The organism is Burkholderia sp. Ed8 (assembly GCF_040761425.1).
Taxonomy (GTDB): Bacteria; Pseudomonadota; Gammaproteobacteria; order Burkholderiales; family Burkholderiaceae; genus Burkholderia; species Burkholderia seminalis.
On sequence record NZ_CP142885.1, the window covers coordinates 72,209 to 93,228 of the forward strand.

Genomic DNA, 21,020 nt, shown 5'->3' on the forward strand with positions numbered 1-21,020 from the left:
AAGGAGATGACCGTGAAGAATGCCGATCTGCAGGCCCGCAAGAACGCCGCCACCCCGCGCGGCGTCGGCGTGATGTGCGATTTCTACGCAGCCCGCGCCGAGAACGCGGAACTGTGGGATGTCGAAGGCCGTCGCTTCATCGATTTCGCCGCCGGCATCGCGGTGCTGAACACGGGCCACCGCCACCCGAAGATCGTCAAGGCGATCTCGGATCAACTGAACAGCTTCACGCACACCGCTTACCAGATCGTCCCGTACGCGTCGTACGTCGAGCTGGCCGAGAAGATCAACGACCGCGCGCCGGGCGACTTCCCGAAGAAGACCGCATTCTTCACGACCGGCGCCGAAGCCGTCGAGAACGCGATCAAGATCGCGCGGGCCGCGACCGGCCGCCCGGGCGTCATCGCGTTCTCGGGCGGCTTCCACGGCCGCACGATGATGGGCATGGCGCTGACCGGCAAGGTCGCCCCGTACAAGCTGAACTTCGGCCCGTTCCCGGGCGACGTGTTCCACGCGCCGTACCCGAACGCGCTGCACGGCGTGACGACCGCCGACTCGATCAAGGCGATCGAGATGCTGTTCAAGGCCGACATCGATCCGAAGCGCGTCGCCGCGATCATCTTCGAACCGGTCCAGGGCGAAGGCGGCTTCAACCCGGCACCGGCCGAATTCGTGCGCGCGCTGCGCAAGATCTGTAACGAACACGGCATCCTGCTGATCGCCGACGAAGTCCAGACGGGCTTCGCACGCACCGGCAAACTGTTCGCGATGCAGCACTACGACGTGCTGGCCGACCTGATCACGATGGCGAAGAGCCTCGCGGGCGGCATGCCGCTGTCGGGCGTCGTCGGCCGTGCGGACGTGATGGACGCGGCAGCGCCCGGCGGCCTCGGCGGCACGTACGCGGGCAACCCGCTGGCCGTCGCCTCGGCGCACGCGGTGCTCGAGATCATCGACGAGGAAAAGCTGTGCGAACGCGCGACGCAGCTCGGCGACGTGCTGAAGGCGAAGCTGACCTCGCTGCAGGCCGACGTGCCGCAGATCGCCGACGTGCGCGGCCCGGGCGCGATGATCGCGGTCGAGTTCCTGAAGCCGGGCTCGGGCGAGCCGGATGCCGAATTCACGAAGCGCGTGCAGACGCGCGCGCTCGAGCGCGGCCTGCTGCTGCTCGTGTGCGGCGTGTACTCGAACGTCGTGCGTTTCCTGTTCCCGCTGACGATCACGCAGCCCGTGTTCGACGAAGCGCTCGCGATCCTCGAGGAAGTGCTGAAGGAAACGGTCGGCGTGCCGGCCTGAGTGCCCGCCCACTTCAACTGAATGGGCCGCCGCCGTCGTGAAGACGGCGGCGGCCGTTTTCATCCGTCCTTATCCGTCCTTTTCAAAGCAGGCGATTCATATGAGCACCGTTCAGGAAACCCTGGCACTGAAAGATCCGTCGCTGTTCCGCCAGCAGGCGTACGTCAACGGCGAATGGCAAGGCGCAACGAACGGCGAGACGTTCGATGTCCGCAACCCGGCGACGGGCGGCCTGCTCGGCACCGTGCCGGCGATGGGCACGGCCGAGACGCGTCACGCGATCGACGCCGCGAACGCCGCATGGCCGGCGTGGCGCAAGAAGACCGCGAAGGAACGCGCGGTCATCCTGCGCAAGTGGCACGACCTGATGATCGAAAACGCCGACGACCTCGCGCTGATCCTCACGACCGAGCAGGGCAAGTCGCTGGCCGAGGCGAAGGGCGAGATCGGCTACGCGGCGTCGTTCCTCGAGTGGTTCGCGGAAGAGGGCAAGCGCGTGTACGGCGACACGATCCCGACGCCGGCGAGCGACAAGCGCATCGTCGTGACGAAGGAAGCGATCGGCGTGTGCGCGGCGATCACGCCGTGGAACTTCCCGGCGGCGATGATCACGCGCAAGGTCGGCCCGGCGCTCGCGGCCGGCTGCCCGATCGTCGTGAAGCCGGCCGAGGCCACGCCGTTCTCCGCACTCGCGATGGCCGTGCTGGCCGAACGCGCGGGCGTGCCGGCCGGCGTGTTCAGCGTCGTCACGGGCGACCCGAAGGCGATCGGCGGCGAAATGACGTCGAACCCGATCGTGCGCAAGCTGTCGTTCACGGGCTCGACGCCGGTCGGCCGCCTGCTGATGTCGCAATGCGCGGCGACGGTCAAGAAGGTGTCGCTGGAGCTGGGCGGCAACGCGCCGTTCATCGTGTTCGACGACGCCGACCTCGATGCGGCCGTGCAGGGCGCGATCGCATCGAAGTACCGCAACAGCGGCCAGACCTGCGTGTGCACGAACCGCTTCTACGTGCATGAAGCCGTGTACGACTCGTTCGCGCAGAAGCTCGCGGCCGCCGTCGGCCAGCTGAAGGTCGGCCGCGGCACCGAGCCGGGCGTCACGCAGGGCCCGCTGATCAACGAGGCGGCCGTGCTGAAGGTCGAGGCGCACATCGAGGACGCGCTCGCGAAGGGTGCGACCGTCGTGACGGGCGGCAAGCGCCACGCGCTCGGCCACGGCTTCTTCGAGCCGACCGTGCTGACGGGCGTCACGCCGGCGATGAAGGTCGCGAAGGAAGAGACGTTCGGGCCGCTCGCGCCGCTGTTCAAGTTCAGCAGCGACGAGGAAGTGATCGGCCTCGCGAACGATACCGAGTTCGGCCTGGCCGCCTACTTCTACAGCCGCGACATCGGCCGCGTGTGGAAGGTGGCGGAAGCGCTCGAATACGGGATGGTCGGCGTGAACACGGGCCTGATCTCGAACGAAGTCGCGCCGTTCGGCGGCGTCAAGCAGTCGGGCCTCGGCCGCGAAGGCTCGCACTACGGCATCGACGACTACGTCGTGATCAAGTACCTCTGCCTCGCCGTCTGACGGCTCGAGGCCTGCCGCTTCGGCGACAGGCCCTGACCGCCCGGCCGGAACCGGGCGGTCCGACGCGGGCCGGCGCCCCTCTCCGCCGCGCCCGCGTCACCTTCCCTGCCGCGATCAACGAAACACGTTCACCGCTTCCACGAGCCGCGCCGCCTGCTGCTTCAGGCTCTCCGACGCCGCCGCACTCTGCTCGACGAGCGCCGCGTTCTGCTGCGTGATGTTGTCCAGATGCACGACCGCCTGGTCGACCTGCGCGACGCCCGTGCTCTGCTCGGCCGTCGACGAGCTGATCTCCGCGATCAGGTCCGACACGCGCTTCACCTGCGTGACGATGTCCTCCATCGTCTTGCCCGCGCCGTCGACGATCCGCGCGCCCGATTCCACGCGCTCGACGCTCGCGCCGATCAGCGCCTTGATCTCCTTCGCCGCGTTCGCGCTGCGCTGCGCGAGTGCGCGCACCTCGCCCGCCACCACCGCGAAACCGCGTCCCTGGTCGCCCGCGCGCGCGGCCTCGACCGCGGCGTTCAGCGCGAGGATATTGGTCTGGAACGCGATGCCGTCGATCACGCCGATGATGTCGGCGATCTTGCGCGAACTGGCGGTGATGTCGTTCATCGTCGTCACGACCTCGCTCACCGCCTGCCCGCCGCGCTCGGCCGCATCGCTCGCCGACACCGACAACTGGTTCGCCTGCAGCGCCGTTTCCGCATTGCTCGACACCGTCGCCGTCATCTCGGCCATCGACGCGGCCGTCTGCTGCACGCTCGTCGAGGCCTGTTCGGTACGTGCGCTCAGGTCGTTGTTGCCCTGCGCGATCTCGTTGCTCGCGCGCTGCACGTTGTGCACCTGCTCGCTGACGTCGTCGACCAGCCAGCGGAACATCAGCCCGAGCTGATTGATCGTGCGCAGCGTCATGCCGATCTCGTCGACGCGGTTCATCCGCACGCTGCTGCGGCTCTCGCCGGTCGCGACGCGCAGCGCCTCGTCGCGCAATTGCCGAAGCGGCTGCACGATCTGCGCATCGAGCCACCAGCCGGCAACCGCCGTCACGCCCACCGCCGCGCCGGCAAACGCCGCCAGCGCGCCGCCGGTCAGCCCGCAGGCCCAGCCGGCGCCGACGACGGCCGGCGCCAGCACGCCCAGCGCCGCATGCACGCGCGCGCGCACCGACATCGTCTGGAACAGCGAAACAACGCGCATCACACCCGTGCGGACGATCAACCCCTTGTGGAAGCGGCGATTGCCGGCCTTGCCTTCGCGGAAATCGCGATACAACGCTTCGGCGGCCGCGATCTCGTCGCGCGTCGCCTTCGTGCGCACCGACATATAGCCTTTCGGCTGGCCGTTGCGCATCACCGGAATCGCGTTCGCGCGCACCCAGTAGTGATCGCCGTTCTTGCGGCGATTCTTCACGAGCGCGGTCCACGGCTCGCCGCCCTTGAGCGTCGCCCACATGTCGGCGAACGCCTCCTTCGGCATGTCCGGATGGCGCACGACGTTGTGCGGCTGACGTTCGATTTCGTCGGGAGAAAATCCGCTGACCTGGATGAATGCCGCGTTGGCGTACGTGATGTAGCTGTCGGCATCGGTCGTCGACATCAGCGTCGCGTCATCGGGGAAATCGAATTCGCGTTGCGTGACGGGCTGGTTGTTGCGCATGGTGAGGAGCTCCGGATGGCGGATCTTGCGCCCGCTTGTGGATTGATTCGAGACCCGCGCGCATTGCTGTCGATTCGCATGCGCGTGAGCCGTGCTCCTGCGCTTTCGGCAAATTCCACGAAAACATTACGGTGTATTCGGGAAAATATTCATTAAATTTGCATCATCTTGTTTTTGCCGAATCGTTTGTTTATGGATGAAACAAAAGCCTTGCCGGACAACGGTTTAACGGGTATTCGTCTGATTATTGATTTCGATTCGGCCAATTCCATTTAATGCGCCGCCGGAAAAATCGGAATACGAATATTTCTCGTTTATCGAATTTCGATTGAAGCAAAAAAGCCATGCGCAGGGTGCGCGACATTCGGAAATCTTCGATCGAATCCGCCCGTCGCGCACGCTTGCGGCCATCAGCGGAACACGTTCACCGCATCCACCAGCCGGGTCGCCTGCTGCTTCAGGCTCTCCGATGCCGCCGTGCTCTGCTCGACGAGCGCCGCGTTCTGCTGCGTGATGTTGTCCAGATGCACGACCGCCTGGTCGACCTGCGCGACGCCCGTGCTCTGCTCGGCCGTCGACGAGCTGATCTCCGCGATCAGGTCCGACACGCGCTTCACCTGCGTGACGATATCCTCCATCGTCTTGCCCGCGCCGTCGACGATCCGCGCGCCCGATTCCACGCGCTCGACGCTCGCGCCGATCAGCGTCTTGATCTCCTTCGCCGCGTTCGCGCTGCGCTGCGCGAGCGCGCGCACCTCGCCCGCGACCACCGCGAAACCGCGCCCCTGTTCACCGGCCCGCGCGGCCTCGACCGCCGCGTTCAGCGCGAGGATGTTGGTCTGGAATGCAATGCCGTCGATCACGCCGATGATGTCGGCGATCTTGCGCGAGCTGTCGGTGATCTCGCTCATCGTCGTCACGACCTCGCTCACCGCCTGCCCGCCGCGCTCGGCCGCGTCGCTCGCCGACACCGACAGCTGGTTCGCCTGCAGGGCCGTCTCCGCATTGCTCGACACGGTCGCCGTCATCTCGGCCATCGATGCGGCCGTCTGCTGCACGCTCGACGCAGCCTGCTCGGTGCGCGCGCTCAGGTCGTTGTTGCCCTGTGCGATCTCGTTGCTCGCGCGCTGCACGTTGTGCACCTGCTCGCTGACGTCGTCGACGAGCCAGCGAAACATCAGCCCGAGCTGATTGATCGTGCGCAGCGTCATGCCGATCTCGTCGACGCGGTTCATCCGCACGCCGCGCCGGCTTTCACCGGTCGCGACGTTCAGCGCCTGCTCGTGCAACCGCTTCACCGGTTGCACGATCTGCGCGTCGAGCCACCAGCCGGCCGCGGCCGCCACGCCGGCCGTCACCGCGGCGAACGCCGCGAGCGCGCCGCCGGTCAGCCCGCAGGCCCAGCCCGTGCCGACGACGACCGGCGCCAGCACGCCCAGCGCCGCATGCACGCGCGCGCGCACCGACATCGTCTGCGGCAGCGACGCGATGCGCAGCAGCCCGGTACGGATCACGAGCCCCTTGTGGAAGCGGCGCTGGCCGGCCTTGCCTTCGCGAAACGCGCGATACAGCGCGTCGGCGGCCACGGTCTCGTCGCTCGGCGCCTTCGTGCGCACCGACATGTAGCCCTGCGGCTGGCCGTTGCGCATCACCGGAATCGCGTTCGCGCGCACCCAGTAGTGATCGCCGTTCTTGCGGCGGTTCTTCACGAGCGCGGTCCACGGCTCGCCGCGCTTGAGCGTCGCCCACATGTCGGCGAACGCCTCGCGCGGCATGTCCGGGTGGCGCACGGCATTGTGCGGCTGGCCGACGAGTTCCTCGTTCGAATAGCCGCTCACCTGCGCGAATGTCGTGTTCGCGTACGTGATGTAGCTGTCGGCATCGGTCGTCGACATCAGCGTGACGTCGTCGGGAAAATCGAATTCCTGTTGGGTAACGGGCTGGTTGTTGCGCATGCAAGGCTCCGAAAGGCGGATTGGTTGTCCGCGCCGCGCTGAAATCACGCTCAGTAGCCGAAAAACGGTTGATCGCTTTACGACGTTCTCGTCCTTGCTGTCGGCAATTCGGCAGAAAACCTTAATCCTGCCGCGCATAAAATATGCAATCCAGCCATTACCATGATTTCGATCAAATATTCCGGCGATAATCGCCGCGCACGCGTGTCCGCCGGTCACAACGCACCGCCCGGCGTGCCAATGCGGGCATCCATTGCGCACGGCGAAACGATATGGCCTATCCTGCTCCATTCCACCGGAATTCGAATTCGATGAAAAAGGCATTGCATGAACTGAATCGGCTGTCCTGGAATACGGCGACGGTCGCCCATAACAGCCATAAAGGCGATCAGGCCGCGTTTTTCCGCGATGGCGGCACGACGCTGTTTCCGGAAGAACGAGAGCTGCTCGGCGATCTCGCCGGCCTGCGGCTCCTGCACCTGCAATGCAACGCGGGACAGGACACATTGAGCCTCGTGCGCGAAGGCGCGGATGCCACCGGCGTCGACATCTCCGACGAGGCGATCGGCTTCGCGCGGCAGCTGTCGGCCGATGCGGGGCTGCCCGCGCGGTTCGAGCGCGCCGACGTGCTCGACTGGATGCCCGAAGCGGCCGCGCGCGGCGAGCGCTTCGACCGCGTGTTCACGTCGTACGGCGCGATCTGCTGGCTGTCGGACCTCACCGTCTGGGCGCGCGGAATCGCCGCGCTGCTCGCGCCGGGCGGCCGCTTCGCGATGGTCGAGTTCCATCCGTTCGCGCTGGTTTTCGATGAACACTGGCAGCCGCACTACGACTACTTCCAGCGCGACGCGACCGAGGAGCCGGCAGGCGTCGGCGACTACGTCGCGGTGTCCGGCACCGGGCTCGGCGCGCGGCACGATCATCCGGGCATCGTCGATTTCGCGAATCCGCACCCGAGCTACGAGTTCATGTGGGGCATCGGCGACGTGGTGAACGCGCTCGTGTCGGCCGGGCTCGCGATCGACCGCCTGAACGAATATCCGTATGCGAACGGCTGGAAGGGCTTCGACGGCATGCGCGAGCGGGCTGGCCGCCGGATGGTGCCGCCCGACGGCATGCCGCGCCTGCCGCTGATGTACGCGATCGCCGCGCACCGGGTGGCCGCATGACGCGCCGCACCGCCGCCGAACGCGACGCGCTGTCCGCCCGCCTCCTTGCACGCGACGACGTGCCGCTCGTGTGGACCATCGACCGGCGCGAGATCATCGAGCACCTGTACGTGCTGCGCGACGGCACGCTGCACCTCGTGCCCGAGTTCCACGACGTCGCCGGCTGGCCCGACGGCGAAGCCGACCACTACACGCCGATCCTGCTCGACTGCCACGATCGCGGCGGCTGGTTCCTCGGCAAGTTCGACGGTGTACGGCTCGTCGCGGCGGTGATCGTCGACAGCCGGCCGCTCGGCCCGCAACGCGACATGCTGCAACTGAAGTTCCTGCACGTGAGCCACGACTGGCGCGGTTGCGGGCTCGGCGAGCAGCTCTACCGCACGGCGCAGGGGCAGGCACGCGCGATGGGCGCGCGCCGCCTGTATGTGTCCGCCACGCCGTCGCGGAACACGATCGACTTCTACCTGCGGCTCGGCTTCACGATCAGCCCGTCGCCCGACCCCGAGCTTTACGCGCTCGAGCCCGAGGACCTCCATCTGGAAGGACCGGCGGCCTGATGATCCGACGCGCGATGGCACAGGGAATTTCCCCCCTGCCGAAGCGACCAACAGCCGCCATTAACCGCCATGGAGCGCGACATTGAAGCACGACCCGCCACCGCCAGCCGCCCCGAAGATCCTCGTCAGCCTGTGCGTGATCGGCCATCCGGTCCGCTACAACGGCTCGGCGAAGACCGCCGCGCACGAAGCGCTCGCGCGGTGGCAGCGTGAGGGGCGTCTCGTGCCGGTCTGCCCGGAACTCGCGGGCGGCCTCGGCGTGCCGCGCCCGCCCGCCGAAATCGCCGAAGGCGGATCGGGGCAGCAGGTTCTGTCGGGTACCGCACGCATCGTCGACGTGAACGGCGCCGACGTGACGGCGCCCTTCGTATCCGGCGCGCGCACCGCGCTGGCGCTCGCGCAGGCGCACGACTGCCGTTTCGCGATCCTCGCCGACGGCAGTCCGTCGTGCGGCAGCACGTTCATTTACGACGGGCGTTTCGCGCACCGGCGGCATGCGGGCGCGGGCGTCACGGCGGCGTTGCTGCGCGCGCACGGCATCGAGGTGTTCGCGGACACCGAGATCGGCGCGCTCGACGCGCGCCTCAAACAGCTCCGCGGTTAACGACGATGGGCGGCACGAGCCTCCTCGTGCCGCCCATCGTTGCGAAGCGGAGCGACAGTGACGCGGCGCATGGCCGGCCGCGTCACCGCGTCATACCGATCAGACGCGTTCGATCGCGATCGCGATGCCCTGGCCGACGCCGATGCACATCGTGCACAGCGCGAAGCGGCCGTTCGTGCGATGCAACTGGTACATCGCGGTCGTCACGAGACGCGCGCCCGACGCGCCGAGCGGGTGGCCGAGCGCGATCGCGCCGCCGTTCGGGTTCACGCGGGGATCGTCGTCGGCGACGCCCAGCATGCGCAGCACCGCGAGACCCTGCGACGCGAAGGCTTCGTTCAGCTCGATCACGTCGAACTGGTCGATCGTCATCCCGAGCCGCGCTAGCAGCTTCTGCGTGGCCGGCGCCGGGCCGATGCCCATCACGCGCGGCGCCACCCCGGCCGTCGCGATACCCAGCACGCGTGCCCGCGGCGTCAGGCCGAAGCGCTTCGCGGTTTCCTCGTTCGCGAGCAGCAGCGCGGCGGCGCCGTCGTTGACGCCCGACGCGTTGCCGGCCGTCACCGAGCCGTCCGGGCGCACGACGCCCTTCAGCTTCGCGAGCGTGTCGAGCGACGTTTCACGCGGATGCTCGTCGCGCGACACGACCACCGGATCGCCCTTCTTCTGCGGGATCGTGACCGACACGATCTCCTCGGCCAGCGTGCCGTCCTGCTGCGCACGCGCGGCCTTCTGCTGGCTGCGCAGCGCGAACAGGTCCTGATCCGCGCGGCTGACGTGGTAGTCGACCGCGACGTTCTCGGCCGTTTCCGGCATCGAGTCGACGCCATGCAGCTGCTTCATCAGCGGATTGACGAAACGCCAGCCGATCGTCGTATCGAAGATGTCGGCCTGGCGCGCGAATGCGCTCGCGGCCTTGCCCATCACGAACGGCGCGCGCGTCATGCTCTCGACGCCGCCCGCGACCATCAGCGCGGCTTCGCCGGACTTGATCGCGCGCGCGGCCACGCCGACCGCATCCATCCCGGAACCGCACAGGCGGTTGATCGTCGAACCCGGCACGCCCTGCGGCAGGCCCGCGAGCAGCGCGGACATGCGTGCGACGTTGCGGTTGTCCTCGCCGGCCTGGTTCGCGCAGCCGTAGATCACGTCGTCGATCGCCGTCCAGTCGACGTCGCGGTTGCGCTCGACGAGCGCCTTGAGCGGCACCGCGCCCAGATCGTCGGCGCGCACGCCGGACAGTGCACCGCCGTAACGCCCGATCGGCGTACGGATCGCATCACACAGAAAAGCTTCGGTCATCAGTGTCTCCGGTCCCATGAAGGCTGGGAAATGAACAGGGCGCGCCCCTTGCATTGCCCGCCGGGATGCGCTTAAATGTTCTATATACGAACATAAGATCGTGTATCGAACGTTCAACGCATCATAGGGAGTGCGGGGACGACCTGTCAAGCGCGCGGCCTGCCGCGCGGTTGGCGTGTCAGGCCCCATGCGCTATCTTCTCGGCTGCACGATATTCCAGGCGCTCATGACAACCGAAGACACCCAGACGAAACCCGGCGACTCCTATGTGCAGTCGTTCGCGCGCGGCCTCGCGGTCATCCGCGCGTTCGACGCGGCCCGGCCCGAGCAGACGCTCACCGAAGTCGCGTCGGCCACCGGGCTCACGCGTGCAGGCGCGCGCCGGATCCTGCTCACGCTGCAGACGCTCGGCTATGTCGAGGCCGACGGCCGGCTGTTCCGGCTCACGCCGAAAATCCTCGAGCTCGGCTTCGCGTACCTCACGTCGATGCCGTTCTGGAATCTCGCCGATCCGGTGATGGAGCAATTGTCCGCGCAGATCCACGAAAGCTGCTCGGCCGCGGTGCTCGACCGCACCGAGATCGTCTACGTGCTGCGCGTGCCGACGCACAAGATCATGACGATCAACCTGTCGATCGGCAGCCGGCTGCCCGCGTACTGCACGTCGATGGGCCGCGTGCTGCTGTCCGCGCTCGACGACGCCGCGCTCGACGAAACGCTCGCGCAGAGCAGCATCCGCGCGCATACGCCGCGCACGATCACGGATCTCGGCGAACTGAAGGCAACGATCGCGCAGGTGCGCCAGCAGGGCTGGGCCGTGGTCGACCAGGAACTCGAAGTGGGCCTGATGTCGCTGTCCGCGCCGATCCGCAACCGGCGCGGGCAGATCATCGCGGCGATGAACATCAGCGGCAACGCGCAGCGGCACACCGCGAAACAGATGGTGAAGGAGTTTCTCGGGCCGCTGCAGCAGGCCGCGCAGACGGTATCGGAACTGGTCGCGCGGCGCGGCTGAGCGGCCGGCCGCGCGTCAGCCGTTGCCGGCGAACGCCTTTCCCGTCGGCTTCATGCGGATTCCCGGCGTCAGCCGGGTCCACGGCAACTCGGCCGGATCGGCCGTCATCGGGCCAGGCGCCGTGGCGACCAGCACCGCCTCGGCGATGCCCTGGAAATCGGCGCGGAAGTGCACCGAGCTCTTGTTGACGAGGATCTTCATCGATTCCGGCTCGACCCCGCCCACGCGATAGAGATTGCGGTCGAGCATCTGCGCCTTGCCGCTGCTCACCACGATCAGCACGCCGTCGATCCGCAGGCACGCGACCGGGCCGACATCCGCGCGCATGCCGTTCATCATCGGGCCGTCATACCGGCATACCCCGTCGGACAGGTGCACGACCTCGAAACGCGCGTGGTGCGGCGCGTCGCCGGGCACGCCGGAGACGCCGCCGAGCGCCACGTCGATGAACGCACCGACACCGGCACGGTGGGCCGCGGCCGCGGCCGCCGGGTCCCAGATCAAGCCGATCGCGGCATCTTTCGCGCCGTTGCGCAGCAACGCCCGCAGCATGCCCGTCGTGTTCGAGTCGCCGCCCGCGCCGGGATTGTCCTGCGTATCGGCGATGACGACCGGCTTGCCGGCCCCCTCGGACAGCCGCATGGCCTCGCGCACGGCATCGTCGGGCAACAGGAACGGCACTTGCCACGCGGCTTCGTCCGCCAGCATCTTGTCGTGGAGCGCCTGCACGGCCGCCTCGGCCGACGCGGCGTCGTCGCCGTAGCCCCAGATGACCGGGCCGCATTCGGGGAAATCGGCCGCCGGAAAGCCCGGCGCGAACGACAGCGACGCCACGGCCCCGGTCTCCAGCGCCGCGAGCCGCGCGTACATGCCGCGCGCAGGTTCGAGCAGCGTGCACATGCCATTGATCGGAATCAGGAACGGCAGCCGGCGCGCGGCGCGATGCAGCGGGCGGCGGCCCGCCCGCGCGTCGAACAGGCGCTCGAGCAGCGCGGCCGCGCGCGCGCCGGTCTCGGCCATGTCGACGTGCGGATAGGTACGAAAGGCGACCAGCGCATCGGCCTCGCGCAGCATCCGCGCGGTGACGTTGGCATGCAGGTCGAGCGACGCGACCACCGGCACGTCCGGGCCGACCGCCGCACGCACGCGCTCGAGCAACGTGCCTTCGCCGTCGTCGGTATGCTCGGCGACCATCGCGCCGTGCAGGTCGAGGTACACCGCGTCGTAGCCTCCGCGGCGAACCGCCGCGACGATTTCTCCGGCAATGCGCTCGAACGCGTCCTCGGTCACATGGGCCGACGGGCTCGCGCCCGCCCAGATGACCGGCAGCAAGGTCCAGCCACGCCGTTCGGCCGCGGCGATGAAGCCGCCGGCGGGAATATTGACGTCGCGCAGCGCGAGCACGTCCTCGCCGCGCACCATGGCCGGGAAGCCTTCGCCCCGCTCAAAGTTGGCGTATGCGGCTTTCGATGGTGCAAACGTATTGGTTTCATGCTGGAAACCGGCGATCAGGATGCGCGTGTTCAAAAATGTGTCTCCGGAAAAGGCCGTCAAGGCGCCGGCACCCCGCCGTCAGGGCCGGCGGGCGACGGCGCGCTGGATATTGGAATGCCCGCGGGCCCGTGACGTCAGGCTGTCGCCAGCGCGTCGCGGGATGCGGGAAGCCGGTTCGCCACGAGTACCGCGGCACCGGCGACGAGCAGTGCGACCATGACCAGCAGTCCCGCGGCCATGCTGCCGGTCGCCGAGTGGATCGCACCGATGATGGTCGGGCTCAGGAAGCCGCCGATCAGGCCGATCGTGTTGATCAACGCGATGCCGCCCGCCGCGGCGTCGCCCTTCAGGTATTGCGACGGAATCGCCCAGAACACCGTGTACGCGGCCCAGATCATCGACGTGGCGATCGTCATGCCGACCAGCGAGACGGCGAGATTGCCGTTGGCCGTCGTCGCCACGGCCAGCGCGATCGCGCCGATCAAGGCCGGCACCGCGCTGTGGAAACGGCGCTCGCCGCGACGGTCCGACCGGCGGCCGATGACGACCATCGCGATCGCGGCGCACACGTACGGAATCATCGAGTACAGCCCGATCTGCATCGTGTCGGTCACGCCGTCGGCCTTGATGATCGACGGCAGCCAGAAACTCACCGCGTAGATCCCGCAGATGATCGTGAAGTACGCAAACGCCAGCAGGTACACGCGCGGATCGCGCACCACCTGCCCGAACGAGTGATGGCCCGCATCGGTGGCGTGCAGCTCGGCGGCGAGCAGCCGCTTCTCGTCGTCGGTCAGCCATTTCGCATCGGCCGGCCGGTCGGACAGCACCTTGAGCGCGAGCACGCCGAACAGCACGCACGGCAGGCCTTCGACGACGAACATCCACTGCCAGCCGGCCAGGCCGTGGGCACCGGACAGCCCGGTCATCAGCCACGCCGACAGCGGCGAGCCGAACGCGCCGCCGATCGGGCCGGCGAGCATGACGACCGCCATCACGCCGGCCATCCGGCGCTGGCCATACCAGTACGTCAGGTAAAAGATCATTCCCGGCGCGAAGCCGGCCTCGAACACGCCGAGCAGGAAGCGCATCGCGTAGAACGTGGTCTCGTCGTGGACGAACATCATGCCGGCCGAGGTCAGGCCCCACAGCACCATGATCCGGCTGATGGTCTTGCGCGCGCCGATCCGCGGCAGCAGCAGGTTGCTCGGGATCTCGAACAGGACGTAGCCGAGAAAGAAGATGCCCGCGCCCAGCCCGTACACCGCATCGGAGATACCCAGGTCGCTCTGCATCGCGAGCTTCGCGAACCCGATATTCACGCGATCGAGATACGCGAAGGTGTAGCAGAGCAGCAGGAACGGCAGCAGGCGCCAGTTCAGCTTGCGGTAGAGGGCCTGATGCGCCGGGCTGCCGGGCGCGACCGGGTCTTGAGGGGATGGAATGGCGGACATGCGCTCTCCTTTAGGGCCTATTGCTTCGAATCCCGCAACGATGTTCAACGCTGTTCGAATCGTCGAGGAGACGAAAAAGCGGCGCAATAGCAACCTAAGCGAGTTATCGTTGCTCAACGAGCAACACTTCGAAGGCACACGGACCGACACCATGCGCGAACTGAACCAGCGCCGCCTGCGCTATTTCCACGAAGTCCTGACGCACGGTTCCATCCGTGGCGCGGCCGACAGCATCAACACGTCGCCGTCCGTCATCACGCGGCAGATCCGCCTGCTCGAGGAAGAAATCGGCGCCCCGCTGTTCGAGCGCCAGCCGCGCGGCGTGCAGCCGACCGAGGCCGCCGCACACCTGCTCGAATACTGGCGCGGCTGCCGTTCCCAGCAGGAACTCTTCGAAGACCGCCTGCAGGCGCTTCGCGGGCTGCAGCACGGCCAGATCCGCATCGTGGCCAGCGAAGGCTATATCGACTGCCTGATGGACGAGGTGCTCACCGATTTCTGCGCGCGCTACCCGAAGCTCGACGTCACCGTCGATCTCCTGCCGGTCAGCACGTTGCTGCAGGAAGTCGCCGAAAGCCGCGCGCATATCGGCCTGGCCTACAACCCGCCGGCGCATCCGGACATCGAGTACGTCGCCACCGCGTCGCAGCCGGTGGTGGCGCTCGTCCATCCCGGGCACCCGCTCGCCGTGCGCGGCCGCCCCGTCGCGGTACGCGAACTCGCCAGGTATCCGCTCGCGCTGATGCCGCCCGCGTTCGGTCTCGGACAGGCCGTGCAGATGCTTGCCTACGCGGAGAACATCCACCTCCACCCGACGCTCACCACCAACTCGCTCGCCGTGCTGCGCCACTTCGTGAAGCGCAACGACGGCGTCACGCTGCTCGCCGCCTTCGCGGCGTATCAGGAACTGGCGGCAGGCGAGCTCGTCGCCGTGCCCGTCGCGCATCCGTTGCTCGAGGCGGCCAACGCGCGGCTGCTGGTCAAGGCGGGACGGACGCTCGGCGTCGCGGCCGATACGTTGCTGCGCGGCATCCTGCAGGAGATGAAGATGTTCTCGAACGCGGGCGCGCGCAGCGGCAAGACAACCGCGCGCGGCCGGGCGGGCAAACGTGCCGCCGCGCATCGCGGCGAGCCGTGACCGGCCGCGCCGGCCCTCGCGTCGCGGCCGGCCCGGCGCAGGCCGCGATCGAACCGCCGCGCGTCCGGCGCCGCGCTCACGCGCCGAGCAGCATCCCCGTGCGCACCGGCACCGTGCCCGTCACGCGGCCGAGCGGCGCGCCGGCCGTCACGAAGCGGATCGCGCGCCGCATGTAGAACACGCCGTCGGTCGCGCTCGAGATCGTCGTGATCGCATCGGTCAGCGGATCGACGATGTCGAACAGCGGCTCGCCCGCGCGGATCGTCGCGCCGATCGCCGCACGATGCACGAGGATCCCGCTGACCGGCGCGTAGAACTGCTCGCTGCCCGCGAGCGGCGTGGCGGGCGCGGCCAGCGGCGGCAACGGCGTGCGTTCGCCGTGCACCGCGCCGCGCCAGACGAGATAGTCGACGAGCGCGTCGGCATCGCGTTGCGCGTATTCGTACGTCACGTCGCGCTGGCCGCGGCACTCGACCGTCACGGCCACCGTGCCGGCCGCCATCGGCGTGCCTTCCGGCAGATGCTGGCGCAACCGCGCCCACAGCAGGTGATGCGCATCGTCGAACGCCTGTCCGCCCGAATCCTCGGCGAGCAGCGACGCCTCCGCCCCGAGATAACGCGCCAGCGGCTCGATCTCCGGCCATGCGGTGTCGCTCGTGTACACGTGCATCACCGCTTCGAGCGAACAATGCAGGTCGATCACGACCTCGGCGTCGTGCGACAGCTTCAGCAGCGCAAGCTGCAACGCGTCGAATTCGGTACGCGGTTCGACGGCGTCGAGCGCCGCGCCGACGCATTCGCGCACGATCGCGCGATTGCGCACGCCGTCGTCGCCGAGGCGGTCGCGCGCTTGCGCGGCGATCTCCGCGAGCGGCATGAAGCCGCGATTGAAGTTGCGGCCGCTCGCCAGGTCGAACCGGCCGATGAACTGCCCGAGCAGATGATGATTGAGGCCGACCGGGTTCGACACCGGCACGAGCACGATCTCGGCCGCGAGCCGGCCGTCGGCATCGAGCTGCGCGAGGCGCTGCTTCAGCACGAACGCCGCGAGCATCGCGGGCGTCTCGTCCGCGTGCAGCGCGGCCTGCAGGTAGATCTTGCGGCCGGTGTCGGCCGGCCCGAAATGAAAGCTCGTCAGCGTGCGCTGCGTGCCGATCGACGGCGACAGGAGCGGCGTGGTGCGAATCTGCATCGATGGTCTCGAACGGATGAAAACGGGGGCATCGGAGGGATCGTGGCAACGGGCCTGCGCGGCGCTCAGTCGCCGTACGGGTTGAAATCGAAGTACTGCTTCGCGATCCGGTCGTAGGTGCCGTCCTTCAGCATCGACGCGATCGCGCCGTCGATCGACGCCTTCAGCGCCGTATCGGCTTGCCGCATGCCGATGCCGACGCCGCGATCGCCCATGTCGAGCGGCGCGCCGACGAACGCGAAGCCCTTGCCGCGCGGCTGGCGCAGGAACCCGTAGTCGGCCTCCACCGTGCCGAGCAGCGCCGCGTCGAGACGGCCGTTCCCGAGATCGGCGAACACGTCGTCCTGGCTCTTGTACGGCACCACGCTCACGCCGGCCGTCGCCCAGTGCGCGAGCGCCCACGATTCGAACTGGGTGCCCGACTGCACGCCGACGCGCTTGCCCGCCAGCGACGCGGCCGTGCCGCCGAGCCCGAGGCCGGGCCGCGCGACGAGCCGCGACTTGAAGCGGAACAGCTTCGACGAGAACAGGATCTGTTTCTCGCGCTTCGCCGTGATCGCCATCGACGACAGGATCGCGTCGATCTTGCGCGCCTGCAGCGCCGGGATCATCCCGGAGAATTCGAGTTCGACCCACCGGCAGCGCAACTGCGCGCGGCGGCAGATCTCGTTGCCGAGATCGACGTCGAAGCCCTTCAGGCTGCCGTCGGGCGCCTTCGCATCCATCGGCGGATAGGTCGGATCGATGCCGAGCCGCACGACGTGCGCGTCGAGCGCGGACGCGGACGTGGCGGCCAGGCCGACGCACAGGGAAACGAGCGGGACGAGGAAACGTTTCATGGTCGACGGAGGGCAGGAAGAGAAACAAGCGGCATCAGCCGGACTGCCTGCGATCGTAGGCGGCACGGGCCGCCGCCGGAACCATCGCCTGCCTTATCATGATCGGTATTTCCGATCACCGGCCTCGCGCGCATCCATGGCGTTCACGCTGTCCCAGCTCCGCATCTTCCAGGCCGTCGTCGAGCACGGCAGCCTGCGCGCCGCCGCACGCGCGCTCGATCTCGCGCAAAGCGGCGTCACGCAACAGCTGCAGAGCCTCGAGGCCACGCTCGGCGCGACGCTGTTCACGCGCACCAATCGCGGCATCGTGCCGACGGCCGTCGGCCAGCGCCTGCTCGCGCGCTCCGGCGCGATCCTCGGTGAATGCGAACAGGTCGAACGGGAAATCCGCCAGTTGAGCGGCGCGTACGAAGGCACCGTCACGCTCGGGCTCGCGACCGAGCCGCTGATCGACGCGTTCGCGCCGGTGCTGAGCGCGTTTCGCGCGCGCTTCGACAAGGTCGACGTGCACCTGCGCACCGGCACGTCGCGGATGATGGTCGGCTGGTTGCGGGAAAGCGCGGTCGATTTCGCGATCGCGCTGGTCGCGAAGCAGACCGACACGACCGATCTCGCGGTGACGCCGCTGCGTGCGTCGGCGCCGGTGGTCGTCTGCCGCCGCGGGCATCCGGCGATGCACGCGCAATCGCTCGCCGAGCTGGCCGGCTACCCGTGGGTGTCCACGCGCTCGCCGAACCTGAGCGCCGACCCGGTCGTGAACCGCCTGCTCGCGTACTTCGACGCGCACGGCCAGCCGCCGCCGAAGGTGCTCGCCACCGTCGAAGGGATGTTCGAGACGCTGCAGATCGTCACGCAGACCGACTCCCTCGCGCTCGAAACCGAAGCGATCACGCGGCACGGGCCGTTCGCCGGCGCGCTCGCGAAAGTGCCCGTGCGCGAGCAGGCCGAAGCGCAGGACATCTGCCTGCTGCAGCGCGCGGCCGTGCCGCTGACGCCGGCCGCGCAGGAACTCGCGGCGATGCTCGCGTCGTACCTGAGGATGGTGCGCGGGCGGTAAGCGCGCGGCACCGCCCCGCCGCCCGCGTCGCGCGTCAGTCCAGCGACTCCCCGGCCGTCTCGCGCAGCATCGCGACCGCGATCAGCGACAGCACCACGCACGCGGCCACGTAGCCGGCCGGCGCGAGCTTGCTGCCGGTCGTCTTCACGAGCCAGGTCGCGATCAGCTGCGCGGTGCCGCCGAAGATCGTCACCGCGAGCGCATACGCGATCGAGATGCCGGTCGCGCGCACGTGGCGCGGCAGCGATTCGCACATCAAGGCCATTTCCGACGCCGAGCCAAGCGAATAGAACAGCAGCATCAGCGCGGTCAGCGGCAGGATCACCGACAGCGTCGGGTGATGGTTCATCAGCCAGAACGCCGGGAACAGCAGCACGACCAGCACGCCGCGGCCGACGAAGATCGGCAGGCGCCGGCTGCCGAGCCGGTCCGACAGCCAGCCGAACAGCGGGCACGTGACCAGCATCACGCAGCCCGACGCGACGCCGACGAACATCGACAGCTTCATCGGCAGGCCGAGCGTGTGGATCGCGTAGGTCGGCATGTAGAACGTCAGGATGTAGGTCGACACCGTGCCGCCCATCACCGTGAGCATCAGCAGCAGCACGGTGCGCGCGTGCTTCGAGAACAGCGCGTGCAGCACGCCGCGCTCGATTCCGTGATGACGGTCGCCGGGCGCGTCGTCCGCGAGCCGGCGGCGCAGGTACATGCCGACCGGCGCGATCAGCACGCCGACGAGGAACGGCAGCCGCCAGCCCCAGCTTTCCAGCGCGTCCTTCGTCATCGTGTTCGACAGCAGCGCCGCGAAGCCCGAGCCCATCAGCGCGGCGCCGCCCTGCGTCGCCAGCTGCCAGCTCGCGCGGAACGCTCGGCGCGACGTGCCGCCGTGTTCGAGCAGCGTCGTGGTCGCCGCGCCGAATTCGCCGCCCTGCGAGAAGCCCTGCAGCAGCCGCGCGAACACGACGAGCAGCGGCGCGGCCACGCCGACCTGCGCATAGGTCGGCGCGATCGCGATCAGGCCGGTGCCGAGCGCCATCAGCATGATCGTCAGGTTCAGCGCCGCCTTGCGCCCCTTGCGGTCCGCATGGATGCCGAGCACGATGCTGCCGAGCGGCCGCGTGAAGAAGCCGGCCGCGAACGTCGCGACCGACAGCAGCAGCGACGTGGTCGAGTCGCTCGACGGGAAGAACAGCTTGCCGATCAGCACCGCGAAGAAGCCGTACACGGTGAAATCGAAGAACTCCAGCCAGTTGCCGATCACGGCCGCGGCGATCGCGCCGCGCCGCGCGACGGCACGCGCGCCGGGCATGCCGGTTTCGGCGGTCCCCGCCGATGCGGGGTGCAGCGCGAGATGGTCTTTCTGCATCGTTGTCGCCTCTTCTCAATGCGGCCGGAAGCGCCGGCCGCGCGCCGCTGCGATCACTGCCCGAGGTAACGCTCGACGAGACGCGTCCAGTACGCCGCACCGATCGGCAGGTTCCGGTCGTTGAAGTCGTACTTCGGGTTGTGCACCATGCAGCCGTCCTCGCCTTCGCCGTTGCCGAGCCGCACGAACGAGCCCGGCCGCCGCTGCAGCATGAACGCGAAATCCTCGCTGCCCATCAGCAGGTCGGTCTGCTCGACCACCTGCGCGTCACCGACCAGTTCGCGCGCGACCTGCGCGGCGAAATCCGTTTCGGCATCCGTATTGACGACGACCGGGTAGCCTTCGATGTACTCGACGTTGGCCGTCGCGCCGTAGCTCGCGGCCTGCGTTTCGGCCAGCTCGGTGATGCGGCGCTTGAGCAGCGCGCGGACGTCGGGGCTGAACGAGCGCACGCTGAGTTCGAGGCGCGCGCCGTTCGGGATCACGTTGTTCGCGGTGCCGGCGTGCATCGAGCCGACCGTGACGACCGCCGGCTGCGCAGGGTCGACGTTGCGCGCGACGATCGTCTGCAGCGCCATCACGATGCTCGCCGCGACGACCACCGGGTCGACCGTCAGGTGCGGCCGCGCCGCGTGGCCGCCGACGCCCTCGATCGTGATGATCGCCTTGTCGCCGGCCGACATGAACGGGCCGCGCCGCGTGAGGAACACGCCGGGCGCCGCGCCCGGATGGTTGTGCATGCCGAACACGGCGTCGCACGGGAAGCGCTCGAACAGGCCGTCGTCGATCATCTTCTTCGCGCCGCTGTCGACGCCGTGCTCTTCCGCCGGCTGGAAATACAGGTGCACGGTGCCCGAGAAGTTGCGCGTCTTCGCGAGATGCTGCGCGGCGCCGAGCAGCATCGTCGTGTGGCCGTCGTGGCCGCAGGCGTGCATCTTGCCGTGCGTGCCGCTCGCATACGGCAGGCCGGTCGCCTCGACGATCGGCAGCGCATCCATGTCGGCGCGAATGCCGATGCTGCGCGTCCCGTCGCCCACGCGCAGCGTGCCGACCACCCCCGTCTTGCCGACTCCGCGCGTCACCTGCCAGCCCCATTGCTCGAGCTTGTCCGCGACGAGCGCGGCCGTGTCGTGCTCTTCGTACGCGAGTTCGGGATGGTGATGGATGTGGTGACGGATCTCGCGCAGCCCGCCGGCGGCGGGCATCAGATCCTCGATTTCGGTGAATCGGGTATCGGTGGTCATCAAGAGGGCTCCTGCTGATGTCAGCGTGTCAGCCGCATGCGGGGGCCGCGTGCGGGAAAGCGAGCCACTATATCGAGCCGATATCGATTCAATAAGATGCGGAATTTTT

The 21,020-nt window shown here is 68.4% G+C and carries 17 protein-coding genes; 8 read left to right on the forward strand and 9 right to left on the reverse strand.

Annotation, left to right across the window (positions count from 1 at the left end; all coding sequences use genetic code 11):
• Nucleotides 1–6 precede the first annotated feature (6 nt).
• Together VXM69_RS00330 and gabD are read left to right on the forward strand one after the other, a co-directional pair.
• Nucleotides 7–1,296, forward strand: coding sequence for a 4-aminobutyrate--2-oxoglutarate transaminase (locus VXM69_RS00330; protein ID WP_049028866.1), 1,290 nt, complete (start codon nt 7–9; stop codon nt 1,294–1,296).
• Nucleotides 1,297–1,396: 100 nt separating this feature from the next.
• On the forward strand, nt 1,397–2,866 hold the full coding sequence (gabD, locus tag VXM69_RS00335) for an NADP-dependent succinate-semialdehyde dehydrogenase (RefSeq protein WP_124670358.1): 1,470 nt from the start codon (nt 1,397–1,399) through the stop codon (nt 2,864–2,866).
• A 114-nt stretch (nt 2,867–2,980) separates the two neighbouring features.
• Here the strand turns inward: gabD and VXM69_RS00340 are convergent, their stop codons facing one another.
• Nucleotides 2,981–4,525: a PAS domain-containing methyl-accepting chemotaxis protein gene (locus VXM69_RS00340; protein WP_069706908.1), complete on the reverse strand. Its 1,545-nt coding sequence runs from the start codon at nt 4,523–4,525 to the stop codon at nt 2,981–2,983.
• A gap of 410 nt (nt 4,526–4,935) precedes the next feature.
• A complete protein-coding gene (locus VXM69_RS00345) occupies nt 4,936–6,480 on the reverse strand; it encodes a PAS domain-containing methyl-accepting chemotaxis protein (RefSeq protein ID WP_226254033.1) in 1,545 nt (514 codons plus the stop codon).
• 311 nt (nt 6,481–6,791) lie between these two features.
• Here VXM69_RS00345 and VXM69_RS00350 point away from each other — a divergent pair, with 311 nt between their 5' ends.
• The 3 genes from VXM69_RS00350 to VXM69_RS00360 all read left to right on the forward strand — a co-directional run bounded on the left by VXM69_RS00350 (nt 6,792) and on the right by VXM69_RS00360 (nt 8,810).
• The gene (locus VXM69_RS00350; protein ID WP_367188777.1) at nt 6,792–7,649 is read left to right on the forward strand and encodes a class I SAM-dependent methyltransferase; all 858 of its coding nucleotides are present in this window, start codon (nt 6,792–6,794) and stop codon (nt 7,647–7,649) included.
• Complete coding sequence (locus VXM69_RS00355) at nt 7,646–8,206, forward strand: GNAT family N-acetyltransferase (protein WP_367188778.1); 561 nt, start codon at nt 7,646–7,648, stop codon at nt 8,204–8,206. The genes VXM69_RS00350 and VXM69_RS00355 overlap by 4 nt, the downstream gene beginning before the upstream one ends.
• An 82-nt stretch (nt 8,207–8,288) precedes the next feature.
• Nucleotides 8,289–8,810 carry a DUF523 domain-containing protein gene (locus VXM69_RS00360; RefSeq protein ID WP_367188779.1) on the forward strand — a complete coding sequence of 174 codons (522 nt, stop codon included), beginning with the start codon at nt 8,289–8,291 and terminating at the stop codon, nt 8,808–8,810.
• Nucleotides 8,811–8,909: 99 nt separating this feature from the next.
• Here VXM69_RS00360 and pcaF read toward each other — a convergent pair whose 3' ends face one another.
• Complete coding sequence (gene pcaF / locus VXM69_RS00365; protein WP_367188780.1) at nt 8,910–10,112, reverse strand: 3-oxoadipyl-CoA thiolase; 1,203 nt, start codon at nt 10,110–10,112, stop codon at nt 8,910–8,912.
• Between the two features lie 226 nt (nt 10,113–10,338).
• Here pcaF and VXM69_RS00370 point away from each other — a divergent pair, with 226 nt between their 5' ends.
• Nucleotides 10,339–11,127 carry an IclR family transcriptional regulator gene (locus VXM69_RS00370; RefSeq protein WP_049028801.1) on the forward strand — a complete coding sequence of 263 codons (789 nt, stop codon included), beginning with the start codon at nt 10,339–10,341 and terminating at the stop codon, nt 11,125–11,127.
• A 15-nt stretch (nt 11,128–11,142) separates the two neighbouring features.
• Here the strand turns inward: VXM69_RS00370 and VXM69_RS00375 are convergent, their stop codons facing one another.
• Nucleotides 11,143–12,654: a M81 family metallopeptidase gene (locus tag VXM69_RS00375; protein ID WP_367188781.1), complete on the reverse strand. Its 1,512-nt coding sequence runs from the start codon at nt 12,652–12,654 to the stop codon at nt 11,143–11,145.
• A gap of 101 nt (nt 12,655–12,755) precedes the next feature.
• Complete coding sequence (locus tag VXM69_RS00380) at nt 12,756–14,075, reverse strand: MFS transporter (RefSeq protein WP_367188782.1); 1,320 nt, start codon at nt 14,073–14,075, stop codon at nt 12,756–12,758.
• Nucleotides 14,076–14,226: 151 nt separating this feature from the next.
• Between VXM69_RS00380 and VXM69_RS00385 the strand changes: the two genes are divergently transcribed.
• The gene (locus VXM69_RS00385; protein WP_367188783.1) at nt 14,227–15,213 is read left to right on the forward strand and encodes a LysR family transcriptional regulator; all 987 of its coding nucleotides are present in this window, start codon (nt 14,227–14,229) and stop codon (nt 15,211–15,213) included.
• A 76-nt stretch (nt 15,214–15,289) separates the two neighbouring features.
• On the opposite strand, the gene VXM69_RS00390 is transcribed toward VXM69_RS00385, so the two are convergent.
• Entirely contained in the window at nt 15,290–16,405 is a 1,116-nt protein-coding gene (locus tag VXM69_RS00390) for a succinylglutamate desuccinylase/aspartoacylase family protein (RefSeq protein WP_069707131.1), read from the reverse strand.
• 65 nt (nt 16,406–16,470) lie between these two features.
• On the reverse strand, nt 16,471–17,244 hold the full coding sequence (locus VXM69_RS00395) for a transporter substrate-binding domain-containing protein (RefSeq protein WP_069707130.1): 774 nt from the start codon (nt 17,242–17,244) through the stop codon (nt 16,471–16,473).
• A 136-nt stretch (nt 17,245–17,380) separates the two neighbouring features.
• Here VXM69_RS00395 and VXM69_RS00400 point away from each other — a divergent pair, with 136 nt between their 5' ends.
• On the forward strand, nt 17,381–18,301 hold the full coding sequence (locus VXM69_RS00400) for a LysR family transcriptional regulator (protein ID WP_034187767.1): 921 nt from the start codon (nt 17,381–17,383) through the stop codon (nt 18,299–18,301).
• Between the two features lie 34 nt (nt 18,302–18,335).
• Here VXM69_RS00400 and VXM69_RS00405 read toward each other — a convergent pair whose 3' ends face one another.
• A complete protein-coding gene (locus VXM69_RS00405) occupies nt 18,336–19,667 on the reverse strand; it encodes an MFS transporter (RefSeq protein WP_034187766.1) in 1,332 nt (443 codons plus the stop codon).
• 53 nt (nt 19,668–19,720) lie between these two features.
• Nucleotides 19,721–20,911, reverse strand: a complete 1,191-nt coding sequence (locus VXM69_RS00410) for a M20 aminoacylase family protein (protein WP_034187765.1) — start codon at nt 20,909–20,911, stop codon at nt 19,721–19,723.
• Between the last annotated feature and the right edge of the window lie 109 nt (nt 20,912–21,020).

Excerpts from the sequence above, each read along its gene's own strand:
- VXM69_RS00330 (WP_049028866.1), top strand. The coding sequence starts at position 7 with ATGACCGTGAAGAATGCCGATCTGCAGGCCCGCAAGAACGCCGCCACC.
- gabD (WP_124670358.1), top strand. The coding sequence starts at position 1,397 with ATGAGCACCGTTCAGGAAACCCTGGCACTGAAAGATCCGTCGCTGTTC.
- VXM69_RS00340 (WP_069706908.1), bottom strand. The coding sequence starts at position 4,525 with ATGCGCAACAACCAGCCCGTCACGCAACGCGAATTCGATTTCCCCGAT.
- VXM69_RS00345 (WP_226254033.1), bottom strand. The coding sequence starts at position 6,480 with ATGCGCAACAACCAGCCCGTTACCCAACAGGAATTCGATTTTCCCGAC.
- VXM69_RS00350 (WP_367188777.1), top strand. The coding sequence starts at position 6,792 with ATGAAAAAGGCATTGCATGAACTGAATCGGCTGTCCTGGAATACGGCG.
- VXM69_RS00355 (WP_367188778.1), top strand. The coding sequence starts at position 7,646 with ATGACGCGCCGCACCGCCGCCGAACGCGACGCGCTGTCCGCCCGCCTC.
- pcaF (WP_367188780.1), bottom strand. The coding sequence starts at position 10,112 with ATGACCGAAGCTTTTCTGTGTGATGCGATCCGTACGCCGATCGGGCGT.
- VXM69_RS00370 (WP_049028801.1), top strand. The coding sequence starts at position 10,339 with ATGACAACCGAAGACACCCAGACGAAACCCGGCGACTCCTATGTGCAG.
- VXM69_RS00380 (WP_367188782.1), bottom strand. The coding sequence starts at position 14,075 with ATGTCCGCCATTCCATCCCCTCAAGACCCGGTCGCGCCCGGCAGCCCG.
- VXM69_RS00385 (WP_367188783.1), top strand. The coding sequence starts at position 14,227 with ATGCGCGAACTGAACCAGCGCCGCCTGCGCTATTTCCACGAAGTCCTG.
- VXM69_RS00390 (WP_069707131.1), bottom strand. The coding sequence starts at position 16,405 with ATGCAGATTCGCACCACGCCGCTCCTGTCGCCGTCGATCGGCACGCAG.
- VXM69_RS00395 (WP_069707130.1), bottom strand. The coding sequence starts at position 17,244 with ATGAAACGTTTCCTCGTCCCGCTCGTTTCCCTGTGCGTCGGCCTGGCC.
- VXM69_RS00400 (WP_034187767.1), top strand. The coding sequence starts at position 17,381 with ATGGCGTTCACGCTGTCCCAGCTCCGCATCTTCCAGGCCGTCGTCGAG.
- VXM69_RS00405 (WP_034187766.1), bottom strand. The coding sequence starts at position 19,667 with ATGCAGAAAGACCATCTCGCGCTGCACCCCGCATCGGCGGGGACCGCC.
- VXM69_RS00410 (WP_034187765.1), bottom strand. The coding sequence starts at position 20,911 with ATGACCACCGATACCCGATTCACCGAAATCGAGGATCTGATGCCCGCC.